The sequence below is a fragment of the Streptomyces sp. NPDC030840 genome (assembly GCF_055572015.1).
This window is the reverse complement of sequence record NZ_JBVIEE010000007.1, coordinates 160,075-182,584: the sequence shown is the minus strand read 5'-3', so window position 1 is coordinate 182,584 and position 22,510 is coordinate 160,075. Positions and strand designations below refer to the sequence as shown.

Genomic DNA, 22,510 nt, shown 5'->3' with positions numbered 1-22,510 from the left:
GTGATCGAAGAGACCCTCCTCGAAGCCGAGGAGAAGATGGAGAAGGCCGTCGTGGTCGCCAAGGAGGACTTCGCCGCGATCCGCACCGGTCGTGCGCACCCGGCGATGTTCAACAAGATCGTGGCGGACTACTACGGAGCGCTGACGCCGATCAACCAGCTGGCTTCGTTCTCGGTGCCGGAGCCGCGCATGGCCGTGGTGACACCGTTCGACAAGAGCGCGCTGCGCAACATCGAGCAGGCGATCCGCGACTCCGACCTGGGCGTCAACCCGAGCAACGACGGAAACATCATCCGAGTGGTGTTCCCTGAGCTCACCGAGGAGCGCCGCCGCGACTACATCAAGGTCGCCAAGACCAAGGGCGAGGACGCCAAGGTGTCCATCCGCTCCGTCCGCCGCAAGGCCAAGGACGCGATCGACAAGCTCGTCAAGGACGGCGAGGTCGGCGAGGACGAGGGCCGTCGCGCGGAGAAGGAACTCGACGACACCACCTCGAAGTACGTCGCCCAGGTGGACGAGCTCCTCAAGCACAAGGAAGCGGAGCTGCTCGAAGTCTGATGAACGAGTCTTCCTGGGGGGCGCCGCCACAAGCCGGGTACTGGGGGCCGTCCGACCACGGGCCTGTCCAGGGGGCTGCCCCGGCGGGTCCCGCATACGATGCGCCTGGGGCCCCGCACACTCGGCCCATGCCCATCGTGCCCGACGTGCCCGCGCATGGCGGAAACCAGGATGACGACCGGGGGGCCGCTCGGACGGGCGGCCCCCCGGTCCACAACGAGACACCGTCGGCGCAGCCCCACGGGGCCGTGCCGCAGAAGCCGGAGCCCATGCCCGACGCCCCTCAGCCCGCCCCGCAGAAGAAGAGCGCGGGCCGTGACCTGAGTGCCGCGATAGGGGTCGGCGTCGGGCTCGGGGCGGTGATCGTCGCCTCGTTGTTCGTCGTCAAGGCCGTCTTCGTCGGCGTCGTCGCGGTCGCCGTGGTGGTGGGCCTGTGGGAGCTCACGTCGCGTCTGCAGGAGCGCAAGTCCATCAAGGCGCCCCTCGTACCGCTCGCGGTCGGGGGCGCGGCGATGGTCGTCGCCGGGTACGTGCGGGGCCCCGAGGGCGCGTGGGTGGCCATGGCGCTGACCGCACTCGCGGTACTGGCCTGGCGGATGACGGAGCCGCCGGAGAACTACCTCAAGGACGTCACGGCGGGCGTCTTCGCGGCCTTCTACGTCCCGTTCCTGGCCACGTTCGTCGCGCTGATGCTGGCCGCCGACGACGGCCCGCAGCGGGTGTTCATGTTCCTGCTGCTGACGGTCGTCAGCGATACGGGCGCCTACGCCGTCGGCTGGCGCTTCGGCACGCACAAGCTCGCCCCGCGCATCAGCCCCGGCAAGACCCGCGAGGGCCTGCTCGGCGCGATCGCGTTCGCCATGGTGGCGGGCGCCCTGTGCATGCAGTTCCTCATCGACGACGGCACCTGGTGGCAGGGCCTCCTCCTCGGTCTCGCGGTCGCCGCGAGCGCCACGCTGGGCGACCTCGGCGAGTCGATGATCAAGCGCGACCTGGGCATCAAGGACATGGGCACCCTGCTGCCGGGCCACGGCGGGATCATGGACCGCTTGGACTCGCTCCTGCCCACGGCTCCCGTGGTGTGGCTGCTGCTCGTCCTCTTCGTGGGATCCGGCTGACTCCCGTACCGCCTGCTCTCGTCACCACCCCTTCCGTTCGTAGGATCACCGCACGAGGATCCGCTTGACGGGAGGGGTGGTGGCGTATGCGGGACCCGCGGAGCCTGGACGAACTCCAGGAGTGGCTGGCGAGCAACGGCATTCCGTACGAGTCCTGGGGCGTCGGCGCCGCCAAATCCGTACGGAACCTGTGGGACGAGATCACCGCCGGCGAGGCCACCCTCTCGGACGAGCCACCGCTGCGCCGGGTCTCTGTCGTCAGCGTGCGCATCGTGGTGGACGGCAGGCAACTCACGGAAGTCGGGCAGCTGATGGCGACCGGCGCTGTGCGACAGAGGAACTCCCCACCCACCGAGAAGATGAAGCCGGGGGAAACGGCGATCGCGGCGGCGCTGCGGTGCCTGGCCGAGGAACTCGGGGTGCGGGCAGCGGACGTGACCATCGATCCGCGGTCCCTGTCCGTGGCCGTCGAGAAGGTCGCCTCGCCGTCGTATCCCGGCCTGCAGAGCGAGTACCGCCTCCACACGGTCGACGCCCAGGTCTCCGGCCTCCCCGGAACGAGCTTCACGACCCAGGAGGCCCCCGGCGACGGCGATCCGGTGATCTCCACGCACTACTGGGAGTGGCGGTAGCGGGCGGACACAGCCCTTGACCAGCTCTTCAGCGGCAGTGGACCGACAGGTATGGTCTGGCCATGGGGCGGGCACGCTTGGGCGACGACGGCAGATATCACGGCGATCTGCCGTGCAGATGGTGCGACACACTCATCGACCAGGCCGGTCGGCGCAAACCCCGGCTGTACTGCCGCTGGTCCCACCGCTGGAAGAACTACGGCGCCTGGGCCGTCGGCGTGGTCGGCGGCTTCTTCTGAGGCCGGGTCCGGATGAGCCGGGCCGGGCGTCCGCCGCCGTGATCGCCGTGCGGGGCCCGGGAGTCGATCTGCGACACTGGTTGAGCCATGCCAAAACCCGGAGAACTGATGTGCTCCGGGCACGAAGAAGCCCCCTACCAGCGATGTTGCCGCCAGTAGGGGGCTTACTTGTGCCCCGTGGGCCGTCTCCGGGCCGTCAGGGCTCGTGGGCCGTGCCGAAGACACCATCCAGAGCCCGGCGGGCTCGCTCGCTGCTGCTGGGCATCAGGTGGGCGTACACCCGCAGCGTCATCGCCGGATCGGAGTGCCCGAGGTATTCGCTCACGGCCTTGATGCTCTCGCCCGCGTCCAGGAGGACCGAGGCGTAGAAGTGGCGGAGGGCGTGCATCCCGTGCTGCCGGGCGGAGACGTACGGCTTGCCGGGTTCGGGCGTCGGGATGAGGCCGGCCGCCGCAAGGGCGGGCTTCCACTCCTGGATGTTGAAGTTGCTTCGCCAGACGATTCCGTCGGCCGTGTTCGTGAAGATCAGACGCCGTTCGGTGAGCGGGCCGTCAGGCTTGCCCCACGGCAGCTTGATGCCCACGGGCGGGTGACTCTTCATGTGCTGCCGCAGGGCGGAGGCCACCGAGGATGGCAGCGGTACGTCACGCTCCTTGTTGCCCTTGGGCGGAGCGAAGACGGCTACGCCCCGAATCAGCTTGACCTGAGCGGTGACACGAAGGGTGTCGCTGTGGAGCTGCAGAGTGTCTTCGGCCAGACCGATGATCTCGCCCTGTCGGAGGCCGCAGCCGCTGCCTACGTCGACCATGGCTTGGTATCGCTCGGGCAGAGCATCGCGGACCGCTCGAACCTGGGAGGGGAGCCAGGGCACGACTCGGGCCGAGGAGGCGGAGGGTGGGCGGACCGACGCAGCCGAGCACGGGTTCCGGGCGAGGTGGCCGTCATCCACGGCGGCCGACAGCACCGCGCGGACGTTGGCGTAGATGTTGCGGGCGTAGGTGCCGCCGATTGAGTCGTTCTCCAGGGCGCGCACGAACTCGCGGATGTGGACCGGGCGGAAAGACCCGAGCGGACGCGCCCCGATACGAGGGAAGGCATGCAGACGAAGACGGGTTTCCGCTCCGATGCGTGTGTTCAGGTCGGTCGTCAGCCCGGCGAGCCAGCGTTCCGCGTACTGCTGGAAGGTGGTCTGTGCAGCCTTGGGATCGACGTACTGACCACGGGACATGTCGGCAGCCGTCTCGGCCAACCACTCTTCCGCCCGGCGCTTTTGGCGATCTGGGAAGGACTTGCTCTTTTCGGTGCCGTCCGGGCCGACGTATCGGGCCCGGTAGCGAAGCCCGTTGCCGTAGCGCTCGGTCTTGACCCTCACTGGCCTGCCGTCCGGACCAGGTTCGGTCTTGTACCAGCGGTCTTGGACGTGTCCGGCCATCAGGCAGCCTCCCCAAGCTGAGAATCCACCCAGGCCCGTATGTCGCTCGGGTCGAAGCGAAGGTGCCGGCCGACACGGAAGCCGCGGGGACCGGTGCGCTTGCGCCGCCACTGGTAGACGGTCTCGACGCTGGGAAGCTCGAACATCTCGACCAGGTCCTCAGGGGTCAGGAACCGGTTAGGCAGCTCTGAGGCCAAGGTCAGCGCTCCCTTTCGTCGGCGAGTTGATCGCGTAGGGCTTCGCGGGCGGTTTCGCGGTTGAGCTGGAGGTCGCGGGCGATGGTGGCGGCGAGGGCGGATTCGCCGGGGGTGTGGCCGTGCCCGGCGTATTGCCAGTCGGCGAGGACGAGCACGGTGTCCGGCTCGCGGTCGTCCAGGCCGAGGGCTTCGCGTTCTTGGGCAGCGCGGTAGTCGGCGCGGGCCTGGCGGAGGGCGCTGAGGGTTGTGGAGTAGCGGCGGGACTTGGAGGAGAAGTGGCCCCGGAAGCCGAGCATGTGAGCCCAGGCCCACAGGCGGCGGTCCGGGTACAGGGGGTCGAGCGTCTTGCAGGCTTCGATCAGGCGGCGGGTGTGGTCGGGGACCTGGTGGCGGTCGAGTTCGGAGAGTTCGCCGATGCGGCGGTCGAGGGTGCCGGTGTTCTCGGCGGCTTTGGTGGCGTACTTGGCGACGTAGGAGGCGACCGCTTGTTCGGTGATGTCGGAGCCGTCGCCGAAGGCTTTCACGGGGCGTATGTCGAGCTGGGTGCCCCAGCGGAAGGTGCGGGCCGGTTGGTCCTCGGCGGCCGGGACGGAGACGGAGGTGTAGGAGTGTGCGGCGGCGGCGCGGATCGCGTCGGCGAGGAGATCGACCGTGGCCCAGGAGGGTGGGGCGGTGTCCGGCCCGTCGGGGCCGTCTATGCGGATGATCGCGTGGAAGTGCAGGGCTCCGCGCTTTTGGAACTCGGCGACCTTGCCGTACGAGAGGCGAGCGGACTCCTTGAGTTCCCGCTGGGTGAGGCCTGCGCGGGCGGCGATCTCGCGGCGGAGCCGGTTGGTGAAGCGCTGCCACAGCTGGCCCGCGTGGTTGTTGAAGAGGACGGCGCCCGCGTAGTCGTAGGTGGCTGGGTCGAGGGCGGTGCCGAGGGCGGGGTCGTCGGCGGTGTGGTGGGTGCCGCAGCGGCAGGCGCCTCGGTCGGGGCGGTTGTGGACCGGGCCGAAGGACGGGGCGGTGAGGGTGGCGAAGACGCGCGGGTGATCGCGGACGGTGGCGGGGATGTCGCGGCGGTCGTCTCCTGCGAGTCCGGCGCGGATGAGGTGGTAGGTGTCGCCCGCGTAGGTCCAGGCGCAGGCCGGGCAGCGGGAGGCGCGGCGGTTGCCGCAGGCGACGCGGAGGCGTCCGCCGGGTTCGTTCTCGGTGGTGTAGTGGTGCAGGGTCTCGCCGGTGACCTTGTCTTTGGCGATGGTCCAGCCGGTGAGGTGGATGGGGTCGGCGCAGCCTCCGGTGCGGCGGATCTGTTCGTGCCAGCGGTCGTAGTCGGAGGCCGAAGCCACCCTCAGCAGGTCGCCGAGGGTGGTCGGGTCGAGCAGCAGTTCAGGCACGTGCACCCTCCCTAACGCGGACGGCACGGGTGCCGGTGCCGTGGCAGGCCGGGCAGCCGGCGGTGACGGTGCGCAGGTTGCCGTGGTGGTCGCGGCCGCCGGTGGTGATGGCGGCGGAGGCGAAGCCGTCGCAGTTGGGGCAGATGCGGGGCGTGGGTGTGGTGTGGTCGGTCATGCTGGGGGTTCCTTCCGGATCGCTGGTTCGGACAGGGGCACGGCTCCCGGGCGGCGGATGCTTGGCGGTATCGAGGCCGCCCGGGGGCCGGTCAGCGGCGCTTGGCGTCGGTGTTGACGAGCGAGCGGATCACCAGGGCGCAGATGGCGAGCGAGGCGCCGGTGATGGCGACGGCGAGCAGCATCGAGACGAGGACGGCGCCGACGACCAGGACCACGGCGGTGCCGCCGCCGACGAGGGCGAGCGCGGTGCCGGGGGTGAGCTGCACGACCGGCCGGGACGGTGCCTGAGTCGTCGGGGCGGGCGGCGGGGTCTGTGCGCTGGGCATGATGGCGGTCGGCTCGGCGACGGCGGGCGGGGTCACCTGGCCAGTCGGGGTGGGCATGGTCGGGATCTTCGGGCGGAACATTGGTGAACTCCCTTCAGTGGCGGGCTACTTGACGAAGCTGTTGATGACCGGGGCCAGGACGCTGTCGGCGATGAGGTAGCCGCCGAGGAGGAGCACGGCGACGAGCCACCAGGGCGGGCGGATGAGCTTGACGCCGAGCCAGCCGACGACGATCAGGGCGAGCCAGAGCGGGACGTCCATGGGGGTCTCCTCAGCGGACCTTGCAGCGGTGGGTGCGGGCGGCGAGCTGGGCGGCGGACTGGCTGGAGTAGTCGGCGGACCAGCCGCAGCGGTCGGCGGTGCACACGGCGGCGTACTTCGTGTGGCCGTTGCGGTCGCGGTGGGTGCCGATCTGCACGGGGCCGATCCGCATCACGGAGTGGAAGTGGTCGCGGGCAGGCATGACGGGTGGTGCTCCCTTCTGGTCAGGCGAGCTGGGCGGCGATGGCGTCGGCCAGCTGAGGTGGGACGCCGAGGCGGGCGCGGAGGGTGTCGGTGTCGATGGGCGATCCGGTCCGGGTCTGGTGGTCGTCGGCGACCTTGCGGGCGTGGTCGACCAGCGCGGCCGGGACCGGCACAGCCGGAGCAGCGGGCGGAGCCGGGACCGGCTCAGGGGCGGGAAGCGCGGGAGCTTCCTCGACCGCAGACGCAGGGGAGGCGTCCAGCTCCTCTGCTTCGGCGACCGGTTCGGGGTCGGTGTCGCGTGCTGGGGTCGGATCGCTCGCGGGTGCCGGCGGATCCGGCACCCGGTCTGCGGCCGAGTGAGCGAGGAGGGTGCCGCCCATGAAGGCCAGCGCGGGCCAGGCGGCGACGAGGATGCGCAGCCAGGCCGGAACCTGGGTGAGGTCTAGGAGTCCGGCGGTGGCGACGTTGGCGCCGAGCGACGCCACCAGGGCGATCACGAACCAGGACCAGGCCAGCCGGGACGGCCCATCGGTGCGCAGCCGTCGCCAGGCGGCGACCAGGAGCAAGTCGACACTGACCGGGTAGGCCCAGGCCTTCCAGCCGTCCTGTCCGGCAGCGGCAGCCAGGTCGTGCAGGTGGGCGAAGGACAGCGCCCCGGCGATGACCGCCTGGACCAGGACGGCGTCGATGCGCAGTCGCGCGGCCATCACCGTCACCTCGCCGTGGGTCGGCCGTTGGTTTCGGCGATGGCTGTCAGGACCCGTTCGAGGTTGGTCGCGTCCAGGCCGGTGACGGCGTCGCCGAGCGGGATGCGGGCGGCGGTGTCGGCCAGCGAGGCGGCGATGGCAAGGATGCGCAGTTCCCCGCTGGAGGCGGGCAGGTCCTTCGCGGCCAGGGCCTCGACGACCTTGAGCCAGTCGACGCCGTACGGCTCGGGCGTGGGCCCGGAGTAGTCGATCAGGAGCAGGCCGGGCCGTTCGGCGAGGCGCTTGATCCACAGGCCGTGGTCGACGAGGAGGCCGATCGCGGCCCGCAGGGACGGGGAGCCGTCGGCCATCCTCTGGAGGACGTCGGCCAGCTCGACCGGGTCGATGGTCACGGCGCCGTTGTCGGTGTCGTACCAGGGGCAGTCACGTTCGTCGTGGTCGATGCCGGTCTCGTCGCCGTCGATGTCGCCGCAGTGCTCGCAGAACACGGGGCGCTCCTTCCTGTCAGGCATGGCAGGGGTAGGGACTTGGCGCGAAGGCGGTCGCGCCGACCGGGGAAGAGGGGGTGTCAGGCTGTGGCGGGAGCTGTCTTGGACAGCGGCACCGGGGCCGAGGGCAGCGCGGCGACAGCGGGCCGGTAGGCCGCCAGGGCGGGCAGGTCCGGGGTGCGCTCGGCGTGCTTGTTGCAGATGTTCACGGCCTCGCGCAGCGAGGTGTGCGGGGCGCGGATACGGGCCCAGCCGCCGGAGGCGTCACCCGTGACGGCGATACCGGGGGTGTCGGTCGGGATCTGGATCGCGGCGAGGACGGCGTCCGGCGAGATGTCACCGAAGGCCATGTTGGCGGATGTCTCGTCGTTGACGCGGTGCGCGGTCCGGCCGGTGAGCTGGGCCCGCAGCATGGTGATGCCCTTGCCGAGTTCGGAGCCGAAGCGCTGCCCGCAGATCTCCAGGTAGATACCGGCGGCGCGGCCGAGCTGGGCGAGCCGGACCAGGGCGGTGATGATCCGGTCCCGTCGCTTCTCCTCCTCCTTGGTGGCGAACAGGGCGAGTTCGGCGACCTCGTCGACCAGGACCACCACCGGCACCGGACGCACGTCCTCGGGCAGGTCCCAGATGTCGGCGGCGATCTCCGCATCCGGCACGGCGACACTGATGCGCTGCTGGGCGCGGATGAGGTGATACACCTCCTCCATGTGCGTGACGAGCGCTTCGAGCAGCTCCAGGGCGGTGTCGGGGTTGTCGGCGAGGGCGGAGAACCGGCGAGCCAACGGGAAAAGCTCGACGCCCTGTTTGCAGTCGATGCCGACCAGGGCCACGTCGTGCGGAGCCAGACCGGCCACCAGGTTGCGCTGGTGGACGGACTTGCCGGACTCCGTGGCACCCAGGGTCAGACCGTGCGGAACGCTGCGGTAGTCGCGGTAGTGCACCGAGCCGTCCTCCCGCAGCGCGACCGGGATGCGCATGGGCGCCGGGTCAGTCTTGGCGGGCATCTGCACCCGCTTCAGCACGTCGTAGCCGGTCATCCGCAACTCGACGACCCCGGACTTCAGTTCGCGGGAGGTCACGCCGTACAGGCCGAAGGAGTGGCGCAGCCGGTCCGTGGCGGCCGAGACGTCGAAGGCGTCCTGTCCGGGGCGGAGCTTGAGCCGCAAGACCAGGCCGGTCCGGGTGGGGCGTATCCGCCGGATACGCGGGGCACGGGACTCCGGCACCGGCCGGTTGGTCGTCCGGGCCAGGGCGAGCCGCCAGCGCGAGGGCGGAACGGTCAGCCCGCAGGCGTCCATCACGTTGGCGTAGCGGACCAAGACCCGCAGCGTGGCGAGGGTGACCCCGAAGGTCAGCCAGTACCAGGCGGGGCGCCGCCACCGCAGGAGACCCGCAGTGGCGACGACCAGCACCAGAGCGACCGGGAACCAGGTCATGATCAGGCCGCCTCGGACACCGAGCCAGCACCGGCCAGCGAGGTGACCGCGACCGCGCGGAAGGCGATGCCGTGCCGCTTCTGACCGTTGAACTCGTTCTCCCACGCCGAAGCGACCAAGCCGGTCAGGGCGACCGGGGTTCCCATGGTCAGGTCCTCGGAGACGCCCGGCTGCGGAACGGTGAGCTTGAGGATCTCGACCTCGTCGGCCGTGGAGAACATGACCTCCACGGTCATGAGGGTGACGCCGTCCTTGTCGGTGGCGATCTCGCCGGTACGGCGGTCCTTGACCTTCGGCTGCGGGGCCTTGGCGACCATCACGGTCGCGGCGGAGGTGTCGACGGGAATCTGACGCACAGCAGATCACTCCTCTATAGAGGCTGGACTCCGTCACTCATGTATATGAGTGACATGAAGAAGAGTGCATGACTCCTATACATGAGTCAACCCGTCGCGAAGAAGAACTCACGACGGGTTGAGGGGAGTTGAGCGGGGGTCAGTCTGCGGCGGGGATCCTGTACTCGAAAACGAACTGGTCAGCGGCCATGAGAGTGTCGCAGACCTCGACCACGCGCCCCTCGGCCGTACGGGCCTCACGGACCAGGTGCACCACGGGAGCTCCGGGGCTGAGTGCCAGCTCCGATGCCTCGGCTTTGGAGGCCGTACGTGCTTGCAGGGTCTCGACGAACTCGGCGAACTCGTGCCCGTGGTCCTCGAGTCGGGCGTAGATGCCACCTCCGCCGGGGTTCTCGGCGAAGAGTTCGGGGATGTCCTTGACGACGTCCCATGGGAGGTACGAGGTCGCCGTTTCGACGGGGGTGCCGTTGCGGAAGTAGAGGCGACGCCGGGCGAGCACCTGAGTGCCGGCGGGGACGCCCAAACGCTGGGCGGCATCCTCGGGGGCCTCCAAGGGGCCGATGTAGAGGACGCTCACCTTGGCTGTGGCGCCGGACTGCGCGGACTCCGCAAGGTACGCGGCCTTGCCGCCTCGGCGGTGCGAGCGCCGGAAGCGGTCGGAGGACCGCTGCCGTACCGGGGGGCGATCCTTCACGATCGAGCCCTTGCCGTGCCGAGTCTCGACGAGCCCGCTCGCGCGTACCTCGACCATGGCCTTTCGGATCGTGCCGCCCGAGACGCTGTAGCGTTCGACCAGCTCCGACTCGCTGGGCACCATGTCACCGGGCTTGAGGACACCAGCCCGGATCTGCTGCACGATCTCGTCGGCGATCTGTACGTACCTGGGTACGGACCTCTCACCTCCTACCACTGTTCCCATAGTCCTTCTCTTCCTCCTATGCTCCTGTACATGAGTAACAGTGCCCAGGAAGGCCAGTCAACGCCGAAGCACTCCGTCTCTGTGGCCGGGGTGGTGGTGCGCGAGGACGGGCGCCTGCTGGCAATCCGTCGCGCCGACAACGGCACGTGGGAGCTCCCCGGCGGCGTGCTCGAACTCGACGAGTCCCCTGAGACCGGGGTAGCCCGCGAGGTCCTGGAAGAAACAGGCATCCACGTCGAGGTGGACGAGCTCACCGGGGTCTACAAGAACACGACGCGAGGCATCGTTGCCCTGGTCTTCCGCTGCAAGCCCTCGGGCGGCACCGAGCGCACGTCGAGCGAGTCAACCGCGGTCGACTGGCTCACACCCGAAGAGGTCAGCGAGCGCATGGCCGAGGTCTTCGCGATTCGTCTCCTGGACGCCTTGGACGGCAACGGGCCGCACGTACGGAGCCATGACGGCCGCAGGCTCATCAAGGCCTGACGACTCGCGACTCAGGCCGCATGCCATGCCTGACGGTGCCGGGCAACGTTGTAAATCTGCTCAACCTGCTCTGTGGTCAGCGCCCCCGTGAGAGGTGCCAGGGCTGAGATCTCGCGCTCGCGGTACACCCTCACCGTCAGCTGGGTAGCCACCACCTTCAAGTCCGTGACTCCGACGAAGACCAGCACTGGCTCCACGGGCACAGCGAAGCCGCAGTAGCGCTCAAGCACTCGCTGTACCCGTCGGGCTTCAGCCCGGCTCTTGCGGGCGTAGGGCTCGGGAGTGCCATGGTTGACCTTGACGGCATCATCGCCGACCCACACGGCCTTGTTGGAATGGTTCTTGGTGTTGATGCTGAACACGCCACCTGGCCCGATCAGGAGGTGATCAAGATCCACGTCCCTCGGCAACGGTATGGAGTGCAGCACCCGCCACCCATGGCGCCGCAACCGTTCGAGCTCGGCTCCGACGCGTTGTTCTCCTGCCAGGCCCTTGCGCCAGGAGTCCCCTTCGACCGGGCGCCGCAGTAACCAAGCGACCAGCCGGGCGAAGGGGCTGACCCCGGCTGCGGCGACCTGCGGACGCAGAGCATCACCGGGCGTGTTCGAGGCGAGGTCATCAGCGGGAGTAAGCGGCGGTAACGGCGGCCGGTCAGACTCCGCCAAAGCAGAGGCGGACACCGAAACGATGCCGGATAAGCGCTGGGTCAGGATGACGGTCACCGGATCGCGATACTCGGCCCGCAAGACTGTGATCGCGCCCGTCTTGCAGTCGGCCCAGCCCACTGCCGTCCCGTCCGGAAGATTGGCGTAGAGGCGATCGTGCCCGTACCGCTTCCAGCGCACGACTACCAGCTCGTTCATGGCTCCCCCTGTCCCGTGAGCGGCGATGCCGCCATGGCAACAGCAGGAGCGACACGGCACAAGACCGCGAGCGCGGTACAACTTTCCCTACGTCCATCAAGGCCCGCGCACGGCGCGGGCGCGCGCCGCCTCTGCGGCGCGGCCTGCCTCCTGTCTGCGCCCCGGCTGGCCGCGCCCGGCGGCGCGCTACGTGCTGCGGGCAGAAGCGAGGGAGTCACCCGCGGGTCAGAGACATGCCTCCGGCGGGGGCGCTCAGGCTCCGAGATGGCGGGGGCGCCGCTCGCGAGTGAGGCCGTGAGTGGCTGGTGCGGGGGCTCCCATCCCGTCTGCCGTCGACCCAGGCAGAGCCGAGCAGACGCGGCCCATGGCGTCCAGGTCGTTCGTACAGTGGCGCGCTCCACCTGGACGCCATGAACCACGCCCGCTCCACGGTGTGTGGGTCGACGGCAGACGGGATGGGAGCTGGGGGAGTCGTCGGCGGGCCGCCGTAAGCATTATTCGGCGGACAACTCCCGGGGAGGTTTGTCATCAGCATTCGATTCCGTATCCCTTCGTTCGTCAACGAGATCCAGGACTCCTTCGTACAACGGATTATGCGCAAGTTCGAAGGTCGTAAGTTCGCCGCTGTTGAGGAGCTCTTCGACTTCACTCGCTGCAGATTCGGGATCCAGAAGAATCTTCTTCCGAAGAGTAAGATTTGGCGCAAGCCCACTTACATCCCAGGCCTCAATCTCTTCCTCGATCGACTCCTTCCCATGCACTGCCCGGCGCGCCAGCCAGTTGAAGGTCTGGACCTCGATGCGTTGCCTTCTGGTTGCTGGACAGGTGAGCGCATGACTAGAGATCCAGAGCGAAGCGTTCCAGTGGCCCCGTCGAGCGCATTCCTCCGCTTCCTCTATAAGCATATTCACTACAGAGTCGGAGTCTTTCTTGTGTAGCTTACGCACGACCTCTGAAGTGAGAATTACTCCCAGCGCCGTGATTCTTTCTGCAGACTCCAGGAGATACTCTGACGAAACGGTCAACTTTTCACCAATGTCCGGCAATTCGGCGCGAGGGATCTTAAGGGTGGCAATTGTGTCCAGGTAGATCTGATTTACTTGCGATTCGGCATGCACAATCAAATTTCTTCTGGCGAATAGCTCCCGAATGCCAGTCCAGTCGACAGGGAGATCGGTCATGGTCAGTCCGCCACATGCTCGCGTCAGCCACTTACTCCAGCCGTCGATGCTGTCGCGGAGTAGAGCGGAAAGGCGACGGTCAATTAGGAAATCTCTGGCATCTTGGATTGATTCAAATTCCCCCAATTGCTGGAGTGTAAAGGAGTAATCTGATTCGTTGAGCGCCGCCCTGTTTTTTTCGTAAATAGCTCTAGCGAGTCTCCCGAAAAGGACCTCGAAGTGTGAAACTAGTGAGACAGTAAGGGCTCGCCTTGTCATATCCTCGTGTGATCCTATATGGGCGTATCTTGTAGCGGATCGCACGAAGTGAGCCAGGGCTAGGCCAGCAGCTGGTGGCATGTCGAGCGTTAGAGAACTACTCGACCTTTCTTTCTTTAGTAGTTCGTCAATAAACTTTTTGGCCCCCTCTGAGAATGATTCCCGCTCTCCTTCCTTCAGGTCTCTATAGATTTTTTCGCGCAGATTTTCCATATGCTTGAGTCCTTTCCTCTCAAGCTCCGGTATCACCGTTTCGCTAATATCCACAATTGCGGACACTTGCGCCGCGAACCGTGACGCAAGTGTGTTGAGGTTATGCGGAGAGCTTCCGGCCCAGCTGGCTATTACGATGTGTTTATCGCGTTCGGTCACTGTCTCCCCTTCAGCTCCGGTTGCTACAGACTGCCACGACCTTTCCCCGCCCGTCTGTGCTTTCAGAGAATTCTCAGGGCGGTACTGCCGGTCACTGTGAGGGTGTACCGATCGATACTCCTGCAGAGGCACCGACCTCCCGGGCCGTCCCTGGGCCGTCCGAGGCCGACCAACGCTGACAGTCGGCACCCATGGGTGACCACTCCCACCCCGCTCTGGCCTGGGCCCCCGGAGTTGATCTGCCACACTGGGACAGTTATGCCTGCACCCGGAGAACTCACTTTCGTCGCGCCGCGCGGAGCCAAGAAGCCGCCGCGGCATCTCGCTGATCTCACGCCCGCCGAGCGCAAGGAGGCGGTGGCCGCGGTCGGGGAGAAGCCGTTTCGTGCGAAGCAGCTGTCGCAGCACTACTTCGCGCGGTACGCGCACGACCCGGAGCAGTGGACCGACATCCCGGCCGGTTCGCGCGCAAAGCTGCGGGAGGCGCTGCTTCCTGAGTTGATGACGGTCGTGCGGCATCTGTCGACGGACCAGGACACGACCCGCAAGACCCTGTGGCGGCTCTTCGACGGCACGCTCGTCGAGTCCGTGCTGATGCGTTATCCGGACCGGGTGACCATGTGCATCAGTTCGCAGGCCGGGTGCGGGATGAACTGTCCCTTCTGTGCCACCGGGCAGGCCGGGCTCGACCGGAACCTGTCCACCGCGGAGATCGTGCACCAGATCGTGGACGGGATGCGGGCGCTCAGGGACGGGGAGATCCCCGGGGGCCCCGCGCGGCTGTCCAACATCGTGTTCATGGGGATGGGGGAGCCGCTCGCCAACTACAAGCGGGTGGTGGGGGCGATCCGCGCGCTCACCGACCCCGAGCCGGACGGGCTCGGGCTGTCCCAGCGCGGCATCACCGTGTCCACCGTCGGGCTCGTGCCGGCCATTCACCGGTTCGCCGACGAGGGATTCAAGTGCCGGCTCGCCATCTCGCTGCACGCCCCGGACGACGAGCTGCGCGACACCCTCGTACCGGTCAACACGCGGTGGAAGGTGCGGGAGGTGCTGGACGCCGGGTGGGAGTACGCGGCGAAGTCCGGGCGGCGGCTGTCCATCGAGTACGCGCTGATCCGGGACATCAACGACCAGGCGTGGCGCGGTGACCGTCTCGGGCGGCTGCTCAAGGGCAAGCCCGTACATGTCAATCTCATTCCGTTGAATCCGACGCCCGGGTCGAAGTGGACCGCCTCGCGGCCCGAGGACGAGAAGGCGTTCGTCGAGGCGATCGCCGCGCACGGTGTACCGGTGACCATCCGGGACACCCGTGGTCAGGAGATCGACGGGGCCTGCGGTCAGCTGGCGGCCACCGAGCGGTAGTCTGAGCCCGTAAAGCGTCGTACTTGTACATCTTCATATTCCGACAGGGGAGCGCCACAGCGCTGAGAGTGCGGCACGGGCCGCAGACCCTCTGAACCTCGCCCAGGTCATTCTGGGTAGGGAGATCGGTCACCACTCGAGCTGTTGCGCCCTGCCCGGGACTCCCAGGGAAAGTCCCGGGCAGGGCCGCGTCTCTTCCTGGTCACCCCCAGGAGGAATCCAAGTGAGCACCACCAAGAAGAAGGCCATGGCCGTCGCTCTCGGGCTCGGGCTGGCCACGTTGTCCGCGTGCGGGTCGTCCGGTTCCGGGGGAGACAGCGGCGGCTCCAGGACCGTCACCCTCGTCAGCCACGACTCGTTCGCCGCCTCCAAGGACGTCCTGAAGGCGTTCGAGAAGGAGTCCGGGTACCAGGTGAAGGTCCTCAAGGACGGCGACGCCGGTCAGGCCGTCAACAAGGCCATCCTGACCAAGGGCAACCCGCAGGGCGACGTCTTCTTCGGCGTCGACAACACGCTGCTGTCCCGTGCGCTGGACAACGGGCTGTTCCAGCCGTACGAGGCGAAGGGCGCCGACCAGATCCTGGCGCGGTACCGGGCCGACCAGCACCAGCACCGGGTCACCCCCATCGACTCCGGTGACATCTGCGTCAACTACGACAAGGCGTACTTCAGCGAGAACAGGCTGAAGCCGCCGACCTCCTTCGAGGACCTCGTCGAGCCGGAGTACAAGAACCTCCTCGTCACCGAGAACGCCTCCACCTCCTCGCCCGGCCTCGGCTTCCTGCTCGGGACCGCCGCCAGGTACGGCGACGGGGGCTGGCAGGACTACTGGAAGAAGCTGAAGGCGAACGGCGTGAAGGTCGTCGACGGCTGGGAGCAGGCCTACAACGAGGAGTTCTCCGGGTCCGCCGGCGGCAAGAAGGCGAAGGCGGACCGGCCGCTCGTCGTCTCCTACGCCTCCTCGCCGCCCGCCGAGGTCGTCTTCGCCGACCCGAAGCCGAAGACCGCGCCGACCGGTGTCGCGACCGGCACCTGCTTCCGGCAGGTCGAGTACGCGGGGCTGCTGAGCAACGCGAGGAACACCGAGGGCGGCAAGGCGCTCATCGACTTCCTGGTCGGCAAGCGGTTCCAGGAGGACATGCCGCTCAACATGTTCGTGTACCCGGTGCGAAAGGGCGCGCAGGTGCCCGAGGAGTTCGTGAAGTACGGTCCGCAGGCGGAGGACCCGGAGACCATGGCGCCCCAGAAGATCGCCGACAACCGTGACCAGTGGGTCAAGTCGTGGACGTCACTCGTACTGAAGTAGGAGCTGAGGCCGGCGAGGTGGCGCGTCCTGGCCTGCGCGGGAGTGCGGCGCGGCTCGGGCTCATGGCCGTGCCCGTCGCGTTCTTCGCCCTGTTCTTCGCCTACCCCGTCGCCGCGATCGTCGCGCGCGGTCTGAAGGTCGACGGGGCCTGGCGGTTCGGGCGGATCTGGGACGTGCTGGCCCAGTCCGACATCCGGCACGTCCTGTGGTTCACCACCTGGCAGGCGCTCGCCTCCACCGCGCTCACGCTGCTGATCGCGCTCCCCGGCGCGTACGTCTTCGCACGCTTCGATTTCAGGGGAAAGCAGGTGCTGCGGGCGGTCGTGACCGTCCCCTTCGTGCTGCCCACCGTCGTCGTCGGGACCGCCTTCCTGGCGCTGGTCGGGCGGGGTGGGCTGCTGGACGAGCTGTGGGGCGTACGGCTCGACACCACCGTCTGGGCCATCCTGCTCGCCCATGTGTTCTTCAACTACGCGGTGGTCGTACGGACCGTGGGCGGGCTCTGGGCGCAGCTCGATCCCCGGCAGGAGGAGGCCGCGCGGATGCTCGGCGCCTCGCCGCTGAAGGCCTGGCGGAAGGTCACCCTGCCCGCCCTCGCGCCCGCGGTGGCGGCGGCCGCGCTGATGGTCTTCCTGTTCACCTTCACCTCCTTCGGTGTGGTGCAGATCCTCGGCGGGCCCACCTTCTCCACCCTCGAAGTCGAGATCTACCGGCAGACCTCGGAGATCTTCGACCTCTCCACGGCCGCCGTGCTGACGCTCCTGCAGTTCGCCGCGGTGGGCGCGATCCTCGCCGTGCACGCGTGGACCGTGCGGCGGCGGGAGAGCGCGCTGCGGCTGGTGGACCCGGCCGTGACCGCACGCCGGCCGCGCGGGGCGGGACAGTGGGCCCTGCTCGCGGGCGTCCTCGGGACCGCCCTCCTCCTGCTCGTGCTGCCGCTCGCCGTGCTCGTCGAGCGGTCGTTCGACGCGCCCCGGTTCACGTACTACGAGGAGCTGACCCGCGGCGACAGCGGGATCTTCCTCGTCGCGCCGATCGAGGCCGTGGGGAACTCGCTGGAGTACGCGGTCACGGCCACCGCCATCGCCGTGGTGGTCGGCGGCCTGGCCGCGGCGGCCCTCGCCCGGCGTGACGCCGGGCGGCTCGTGCGCGGCTTCGACGCGCTGCTCATGCTGCCGCTGGGCGTGTCCGCGGTGACCGTCGGCTTCGGGTTCCTGATCGCGCTGGACGAGCCGCCGCTGGACCTCAGGGCGTCCTGGATCCTGGTGCCGCTCGCGCAGGCGCTGGTGGGCGTCCCCTTCGTCGTACGGACCATGCTGCCCGTGCTGCGGGCCGTGGACGTACGGCTCAGGGAGGCGGCGGCCGTGCTCGGGGCGTCGCCGTGGCGGGTGTGGCGGGAGGTCGACCTGCCGATGGTGCGGCGGGCGCTGCTGATCGCGGCCGGGTTCGCCTTCGCCGTGTCGCTCGGGGAGTTCGGGGCGACCGTGTTCATCGCCCGGCCCGACAACCCGACGCTGCCGGTCGCCGTGGCACGGCTGCTCGGGCATCCGGGCGCCCTCAACTACGGGCAGGCGATGGCCCTGTCGACGATTCTCATGGTGGTGTGCGCGGTGGCGCTGCTGGTGCTGGAGCGGCTTCGCACCGACCGGAGCGGGGAGTTCTAGATGACGACCGCGGAGTCCAGGACGGCAACGGGGGAGTTCGGGATGCTGCTGAGCCTTGAGGGCGCGACCGTGCGGTTCGGTGGGAGGGCCGTGCTCGACGCCGTGGACCTGGGCGTTGCCGAGCACGAGATCGTGTGCGTCCTCGGCCCCAGCGGCAGCGGCAAGTCGACGTTGCTGCGGACGGTCGCGGGGCTCCAACCCCTGGACTCCGGGCGGGTGTTGCTCGACGGGCGGGACCAGAGGGGTGTGCCCGCGCACAAGCGGGGCGTCGGCCTGATGTTCCAGGACCACCAGCTGTTCCCGCAGCGGGACGTGGGCGGGAACGTGGCGTTCGGGCCGCGGATGCACGGTGAGTCGAAGGGCGAACGGGCCGCACGGGTCCGGGAGTTGCTGGAGCTCGTCGGGCTGCCGGAGGCCGAACGCCGGGCCGTGGCCTCCCTCTCCGGCGGCGAGCAGCAACGCGTCGCGCTGGCCCGCGCCCTCGCTCCGAGGCCGCGGCTGCTGATGCTCGACGAGCCCCTCGGTCAGCTGGACCGGTCGCTGCGCGAGCGGCTCGTGGTGGAACTCCGCGAGCTTTTCGGCGAGTTGGGCACCACCGTGCTGGCCGTGACACACGACCAGGGTGAGGCGTTCGCGCTCGCCGACCGGGTCGTGGTGATGCGGGACGGGCGGATCGCCCAGTCGGGCACGCCCCTTGAGGTGTGGCAGCGGCCGGCGGACGAGTTCGTGGCGCGCTTCCTCGGCTTCGACAACGTGGTGGCGGCGACCGTGAGCGGCCAGGCCGCGGACACCCCGTGGGGCAAGGTGCCCGTCCCGGAGGACACGCCCCCGGGGTCGGTCGCGCTGCTGGTCAGGCCCGCCGGCGTACGGCTCGTGGAGCCCGCGGAGGGGCTGCGCTGCACGGTGGCGGCACGGGCCTTCCGGGGCACCCACGTCACCGTCCACCTGCAGCCGGAGGACGCGCCGCGACTGGAGGCCGCGTGTGCCCTGCGGGAGGCGCCGGAGCCGGGGGACGAGGTCGGGGTGGCGTTCGACGCAGCCGAAATTGTCGTGCTCGGAGCGACGTCCGCACCCTAGGGTCAGGACCATGACGCTGCTTGGACATGACCGCTACTGCGACGAGATCGACACCCAGGTACGGCAGTTGAGAGCCGTGGTGACCTCCGGCGCCGACCTCTCGGCGGCCGTGCCGACCTGCCCCGACTGGTCCCTGGAGCAGCTGGTGCGGCACACCGGGGGCGCGCTGCGCTGGGTGGACCACATCGTCCGCTCAGGGGCGCGGGAGGAGGTGCCCGAGGAGGACGTACCGCACGCGGACGGCCCCAAGGAGCAGGGTGATCCGGCGGCACTGGACGCGTGGCTCGCCGAGACCGGAGCTTCGGTCGTCGAGGCGGTGCGCGCGGCGGGGCCCGACACACCGGTGTGGACCTGGGCCTGGGAGCAGAACACCGGCTTCTGGGCCCGGCGGATGGCCCACGAGATCACCATCCACCGCGCGGACGCGACGCTCGCGGCCGGGCTGCCGTACGAGGTGGCGCCGGAGATCGCCGCCGACGCGATCGACGAGTGGCTGCAGATCGTCGAGTACGCGCAGCGGGCGATGCCGGACGATCCGGCGAGGGAACTGCGCGGTCCGTACCGCAGCATCCATCTCCACGCGACCGACGCGCCGGACGGGGTGAACGCCGAGTGGCTCGTCGAGCTCACCGAGGAGGGCGTCGTCTGGCGCCGGGGTCACGAGAAGGCGACGGTCGCGCTGCGCGGGCCGCTCACCGAGGTGCTGCTGGCCTTCTACCGCCGGCTCCCGCTCGACGACGGGCGGCTGGAGGTGCTGGGGGAGCGGGAACTGCTGGAGTTCTGGCTGGAGCGGGCGACCTTCGGCTGAGCGCCTCGCACCTCCACGGCGCCGGGACTCGTGCGTGCCGGGCGTGCGAAGGCCCGCCCCCTGGTCGAGAGGGCGGGCCAACAGAGCCGTACACGGCGGCCGTACGCGGCGTACGACCCGGCGAGGCGTCAGCGGGACGAGGTCCCGCGGCGGCGTGTGCCGTAGTAGATGGCGCCACCGCCCACCGCCAGGAACGCGGCGGCGACCCCGGTGATCACCGGGGTGTTGGAGTCGGCACCGGTCTCGGCGAGGTTCGATTCGCCCTCGGGTGCCGGGGCGTTGCCGTCCCCGGCGGGAGCCGGGCTGGTGCTCTCCGATTCCGGCTCCGACGGCGCCGGCGTGTCGGTGTCGGTGTCCGCGGGGGTGGACGGCTCGTCCGACGGCTTCGGGGTCTCCGACGCCGGCGGAGGGGTGTCCGAGTCCTTCTTGCACGTCTCGGACGGCGTCACCAGGTTCGGCGTGATGTCCTCGTCGACATAGCCCTCGGCCTTGACGTGGATGCGGTACTCGGCGTTCGGCTTCCAGTTCTCCGAGAACGTGACGGTGACGCCCTTGGCGGTCGAGTCCTTGATCGTCTGGGTTCCTACCAGCCGCTCGTCCGCCCCGTTGTTCTCCAGGTAGACGGAGACCTCGGCGGTGACGCCCTTCGGGTCCACGTCGGTGACGCTGATGACGCCCTTGCCCTTGGCGTCGCACTCGGCCTTGGCCGAGAAGTCACGGATGGTGCAGGCCATTGCGTTGCTCGCGACGCCGAGCACGAGGGCTGCGGACGCGGAGACAACACCCAGGAATCGCACCGATCGTGCGGTGCGCGGAGATATGGACACGGTTGCCCTTCACGGGAATTGCGGGGGGTGTGGGCTACGTGTGTGACAGCTGTAACCCATGTGGCACACAGGTTTATAAGCGCGGCATAAGTACTGTCAATCCGGAGGTTCGTCTCCCCAGTTGGCTTTGCCGCTTCGTTAACCACGTCGATGTTTCAGGCGCCCAGACGTTCGAGGGCCTCCGGGGCCTCCTCGATGCGGTCGACCAGCGCGATCCGTGACTCCATCGAACGCTCACGGGCCAGGGCCTGCAGCAGGGGCCAGGTGGGGAGGCGGTCCGTCCAGTGCTCGCGGTTCACGAGGACCATGGGGGTGGGCTCGCCACGGGACTCGTAGTAGTTCGGGGTCGCGTTGTCGAAGATCTCCTGGACCGTGCCGGCGGCGCCGGGCAGGAAGACGACACCCGCGTTCGAGCGGGCCAGCAGACCGTCCTCACGGGTGGCGTTGGCGAAGTACTTGGCGATGTGGGAGGCGAACGCGTTAGGCGGTTCGTGGCCGTAGAACCAGGTGGGGATGCCGACCGAGGTGTTGCCCTTGGGCCAGCGGGCGCGCACCTCGAAGGCGTACCGCGCCCACTCGGTGATCGAGGGAGTGAACGAGGGCGCCCCGGCGAGGAGTTCGCACGCCTCCTTCAGCATGGCGTCGTCGTACGGCGCCGCGTACGCGCCGAGGTTCGCGGCCTCCATCGCGCCCGGGCCACCGCCGGTCGCCACCGTGAAACCGGCGCGGGTCAGGGCGCGGCCGAGGCGGGCCGCGCCCTGGTAGTCCTCGGTGCCGCGGGCCATCGCGTGGCCGCCCATCACGCCCACCACCCGCGCCCCCCGCAGGAGTTCGTCCAAGGCGTCGGAGACGGAGTCGTCGTGGACGGCGCGCAGCATCGACGCGTAGACGTCGCCGTCGGCCTTCGTGCGCTGGAACCAGGCGTACGCGAGAGCGTCCGGTGTCTCCTCGTAGCCCTTGCCGAGCGAGGAGAACAGCTCGTCGGGCGTGTAGACATGACCGCGGTAGGGGTCGAAGGGCAGGCCCGGGACGGGCGGGAAGACCAGGGCGCCGTCGGTGCGTATCTTCGCCGCCGCGTTCTCCCGCATCGGGCAGCCGAGGAAGACGGCGCCCGCGGTGTCCGTGGCCAGCAACTCCTTCGTACGGTTCGTCAGGTCGACGGCCTGGACGCGGTACCCGGCGAGCGTGTCGCGGGCCGCGACGGTCGCGTCGAACTCCTCCAGCGTCTCGATCTCACGGTCGTTGTGGTGGGCCGCGTGGGCGGGGCTCGTCTGCACCCACCCATGCTAGGACCCCTCTGATGCGGTGGCAGGCAGCGTTCGCCCCCTCGCGGGACGCCCGGCACGCCCTCTCGCGGCACCGGCCGAAAGCCCGAGTACATGGAGTACGAGGGCTTCCGGCAGGCGAGGTCCCCCAGTCTCCGGCCGGGGGGCCTCGCCTGCCGCGGCACCGGGCACGGCCGGGTCAGCCCTGGATGGCTTCCGGGTTCATCCACATGACTTCCCAGGTGTGGCCGTCGAGGTCGTCGAAGGCGCGGCCGTACATGAAGTCCATGTCCTGGACCTTGTCCGACGCCGTGCCGCCGGCGGCCACGGCCCTGTCGACCAGCTCGTCCACCTTCTCGCGGCTCTCGGCGCTCAGACAGAGCAGGACCTCGCTGGTCGTCGTGGCGTCCGCGATCTCCTTCTTGGTGAACGTCGCGTAGAACGGCTTGGTCAGCAGCATCGCGACGATCGTGTCGCTGATCACCACGGAGGCCGCGTTCTCGTCGCTGAACTGCGGGTTGATCGTGTAGCCGAGCTCCGTGAAGAACTTCTTCGAGGCGTCCAGGTCGTTCACGGGCAGGTTCACGAAGATCATCTGCTGGTACATGCGCG

At 68.9% G+C, this 22,510-nt stretch carries 27 protein-coding genes; 10 read left to right on the top strand and 17 right to left on the bottom strand.

Annotated features, from left to right (window positions below):
- From frr to ACZ49J_RS17885, 4 genes are all read left to right on the top strand, one after another.
- The gene (frr, locus tag ACZ49J_RS17900; protein WP_467449088.1) at positions 1 to 558 is read left to right on the top strand and encodes a ribosome recycling factor; all 558 of its coding nucleotides are present in this window, start codon (positions 1 to 3) and stop codon (positions 556 to 558) included.
- The gene (locus ACZ49J_RS17895) at positions 558 to 1,676 is read left to right on the top strand and encodes a phosphatidate cytidylyltransferase (RefSeq protein ID WP_467449086.1); all 1,119 of its coding nucleotides are present in this window, start codon (positions 558 to 560) and stop codon (positions 1,674 to 1,676) included. Before frr ends, ACZ49J_RS17895 begins: the two co-directional genes overlap by 1 nt.
- Positions 1,677 to 1,762: 86 nt before the next feature.
- Positions 1,763 to 2,308, top strand: coding sequence for an NUDIX domain-containing protein (locus ACZ49J_RS17890; RefSeq protein ID WP_467449085.1), 546 nt, complete (start codon positions 1,763 to 1,765; stop codon positions 2,306 to 2,308).
- A 62-nt stretch (positions 2,309 to 2,370) separates the two neighbouring features.
- A complete protein-coding gene (locus ACZ49J_RS17885) occupies positions 2,371 to 2,547 on the top strand; it encodes a hypothetical protein (RefSeq protein ID WP_467449083.1) in 177 nt (58 codons plus the stop codon).
- Between the two features lie 196 nt (positions 2,548 to 2,743).
- Here ACZ49J_RS17885 and ACZ49J_RS17880 read toward each other — a convergent pair whose 3' ends face one another.
- From ACZ49J_RS17880 to ACZ49J_RS17825, 12 genes are all read right to left on the bottom strand, one after another.
- A complete protein-coding gene (locus ACZ49J_RS17880; protein WP_467449081.1) occupies positions 2,744 to 3,979 on the bottom strand; it encodes a tyrosine-type recombinase/integrase in 1,236 nt (411 codons plus the stop codon).
- The gene (locus ACZ49J_RS17875; RefSeq protein ID WP_152786833.1) at positions 3,979 to 4,176 is read right to left on the bottom strand and encodes a helix-turn-helix transcriptional regulator; all 198 of its coding nucleotides are present in this window, start codon (positions 4,174 to 4,176) and stop codon (positions 3,979 to 3,981) included. Before ACZ49J_RS17875 ends, ACZ49J_RS17880 begins: the two co-directional genes overlap by 1 nt.
- Before the next feature lie 2 nt (positions 4,177 to 4,178).
- Positions 4,179 to 5,555, bottom strand: coding sequence for a replication initiator protein RepSA (gene repSA / locus ACZ49J_RS17870; RefSeq protein WP_467449079.1), 1,377 nt, complete (start codon positions 5,553 to 5,555; stop codon positions 4,179 to 4,181).
- Positions 5,548 to 5,730, bottom strand: coding sequence for a hypothetical protein (locus tag ACZ49J_RS17865; protein ID WP_467449078.1), 183 nt, complete (start codon positions 5,728 to 5,730; stop codon positions 5,548 to 5,550). Before ACZ49J_RS17865 ends, repSA begins: the two co-directional genes overlap by 8 nt.
- Positions 5,731 to 5,821: 91 nt before the next feature.
- A complete protein-coding gene (locus ACZ49J_RS17860) occupies positions 5,822 to 6,139 on the bottom strand; it encodes a SpdD-like protein (protein ID WP_467449076.1) in 318 nt (105 codons plus the stop codon).
- Positions 6,140 to 6,163: 24 nt separating this feature from the next.
- Entirely contained in the window at positions 6,164 to 6,319 is a 156-nt protein-coding gene (locus tag ACZ49J_RS17855) for a hypothetical protein (RefSeq protein WP_467449075.1), read from the bottom strand.
- A gap of 10 nt (positions 6,320 to 6,329) precedes the next feature.
- Entirely contained in the window at positions 6,330 to 6,521 is a 192-nt protein-coding gene (locus tag ACZ49J_RS17850; protein ID WP_467449073.1) for a mobile element transfer protein, read from the bottom strand.
- Positions 6,522 to 6,543: 22 nt separating this feature from the next.
- The gene (locus ACZ49J_RS17845; protein WP_467449072.1) at positions 6,544 to 7,230 is read right to left on the bottom strand and encodes a DUF2637 domain-containing protein; all 687 of its coding nucleotides are present in this window, start codon (positions 7,228 to 7,230) and stop codon (positions 6,544 to 6,546) included.
- A gap of 5 nt (positions 7,231 to 7,235) precedes the next feature.
- Positions 7,236 to 7,742: a hypothetical protein gene (locus tag ACZ49J_RS17840; protein ID WP_467449070.1), complete on the bottom strand. Its 507-nt coding sequence runs from the start codon at positions 7,740 to 7,742 to the stop codon at positions 7,236 to 7,238.
- Positions 7,743 to 7,798: 56 nt separating this feature from the next.
- Positions 7,799 to 9,154, bottom strand: a complete 1,356-nt coding sequence (locus ACZ49J_RS17835; RefSeq protein WP_467449068.1) for an FtsK/SpoIIIE domain-containing protein — start codon at positions 9,152 to 9,154, stop codon at positions 7,799 to 7,801.
- Between the two features lie 2 nt (positions 9,155 to 9,156).
- Positions 9,157 to 9,510 (bottom strand): SCO3933 family regulatory protein, encoded by a 354-nt coding sequence (locus ACZ49J_RS17830; RefSeq protein ID WP_467449066.1) that lies wholly within the window; start codon positions 9,508 to 9,510, stop codon positions 9,157 to 9,159.
- A 139-nt stretch (positions 9,511 to 9,649) separates the two neighbouring features.
- The gene (locus tag ACZ49J_RS17825) at positions 9,650 to 10,429 is read right to left on the bottom strand and encodes a GntR family transcriptional regulator (protein WP_467449064.1); all 780 of its coding nucleotides are present in this window, start codon (positions 10,427 to 10,429) and stop codon (positions 9,650 to 9,652) included.
- An 18-nt stretch (positions 10,430 to 10,447) separates the two neighbouring features.
- Here ACZ49J_RS17825 and ACZ49J_RS17820 point away from each other — a divergent pair, with 18 nt between their 5' ends.
- Complete coding sequence (locus ACZ49J_RS17820; RefSeq protein WP_467449063.1) at positions 10,448 to 10,912, top strand: NUDIX hydrolase; 465 nt, start codon at positions 10,448 to 10,450, stop codon at positions 10,910 to 10,912.
- Positions 10,913 to 10,923: 11 nt separating this feature from the next.
- On the opposite strand, the gene ACZ49J_RS17815 is transcribed toward ACZ49J_RS17820, so the two are convergent.
- Positions 10,924 to 11,775: a nuclease-related domain-containing protein gene (locus ACZ49J_RS17815; protein WP_467449061.1), complete on the bottom strand. Its 852-nt coding sequence runs from the start codon at positions 11,773 to 11,775 to the stop codon at positions 10,924 to 10,926.
- A 494-nt stretch (positions 11,776 to 12,269) separates the two neighbouring features.
- Positions 12,270 to 13,586: a hypothetical protein gene (locus tag ACZ49J_RS17810; protein WP_467449060.1), complete on the bottom strand. Its 1,317-nt coding sequence runs from the start codon at positions 13,584 to 13,586 to the stop codon at positions 12,270 to 12,272.
- A gap of 258 nt (positions 13,587 to 13,844) precedes the next feature.
- Here ACZ49J_RS17810 and rlmN point away from each other — a divergent pair, with 258 nt between their 5' ends.
- The 5 genes from rlmN (at position 13,845) to ACZ49J_RS17785 (ending at position 19,806) form a co-directional block, all read left to right on the top strand.
- The gene (gene rlmN, locus ACZ49J_RS17805; protein ID WP_467449058.1) at positions 13,845 to 14,951 is read left to right on the top strand and encodes a dual-specificity RNA methyltransferase RlmN; all 1,107 of its coding nucleotides are present in this window, start codon (positions 13,845 to 13,847) and stop codon (positions 14,949 to 14,951) included.
- 247 nt (positions 14,952 to 15,198) lie between these two features.
- On the top strand, positions 15,199 to 16,257 hold the full coding sequence (locus ACZ49J_RS17800) for a thiamine ABC transporter substrate-binding protein (RefSeq protein WP_467449319.1): 1,059 nt from the start codon (positions 15,199 to 15,201) through the stop codon (positions 16,255 to 16,257).
- A gap of 62 nt (positions 16,258 to 16,319) precedes the next feature.
- Positions 16,320 to 17,921, top strand: a complete 1,602-nt coding sequence (locus ACZ49J_RS17795; protein WP_467449057.1) for an ABC transporter permease — start codon at positions 16,320 to 16,322, stop codon at positions 17,919 to 17,921.
- Between the two features lie 42 nt (positions 17,922 to 17,963).
- Entirely contained in the window at positions 17,964 to 18,998 is a 1,035-nt protein-coding gene (locus ACZ49J_RS17790) for an ABC transporter ATP-binding protein (protein ID WP_467449318.1), read from the top strand.
- Positions 18,999 to 19,008: 10 nt separating this feature from the next.
- On the top strand, positions 19,009 to 19,806 hold the full coding sequence (locus tag ACZ49J_RS17785) for a maleylpyruvate isomerase family mycothiol-dependent enzyme (RefSeq protein WP_467449056.1): 798 nt from the start codon (positions 19,009 to 19,011) through the stop codon (positions 19,804 to 19,806).
- A gap of 128 nt (positions 19,807 to 19,934) precedes the next feature.
- Here the strand turns inward: ACZ49J_RS17785 and ACZ49J_RS17780 are convergent, their stop codons facing one another.
- From ACZ49J_RS17780 to ACZ49J_RS17770, 3 genes are all read right to left on the bottom strand, one after another.
- Positions 19,935 to 20,603: an LAETG motif-containing sortase-dependent surface protein gene (locus ACZ49J_RS17780; RefSeq protein WP_467449054.1), complete on the bottom strand. Its 669-nt coding sequence runs from the start codon at positions 20,601 to 20,603 to the stop codon at positions 19,935 to 19,937.
- A gap of 185 nt (positions 20,604 to 20,788) precedes the next feature.
- The gene (locus ACZ49J_RS17775) at positions 20,789 to 21,910 is read right to left on the bottom strand and encodes an LOG family protein (protein WP_467449051.1); all 1,122 of its coding nucleotides are present in this window, start codon (positions 21,908 to 21,910) and stop codon (positions 20,789 to 20,791) included.
- Positions 21,911 to 22,097: 187 nt separating this feature from the next.
- Positions 22,098 to 22,505, bottom strand: a complete 408-nt coding sequence (locus tag ACZ49J_RS17770) for a VOC family protein (protein WP_467449049.1) — start codon at positions 22,503 to 22,505, stop codon at positions 22,098 to 22,100.
- Positions 22,506 to 22,510 lie beyond the last annotated feature (5 nt).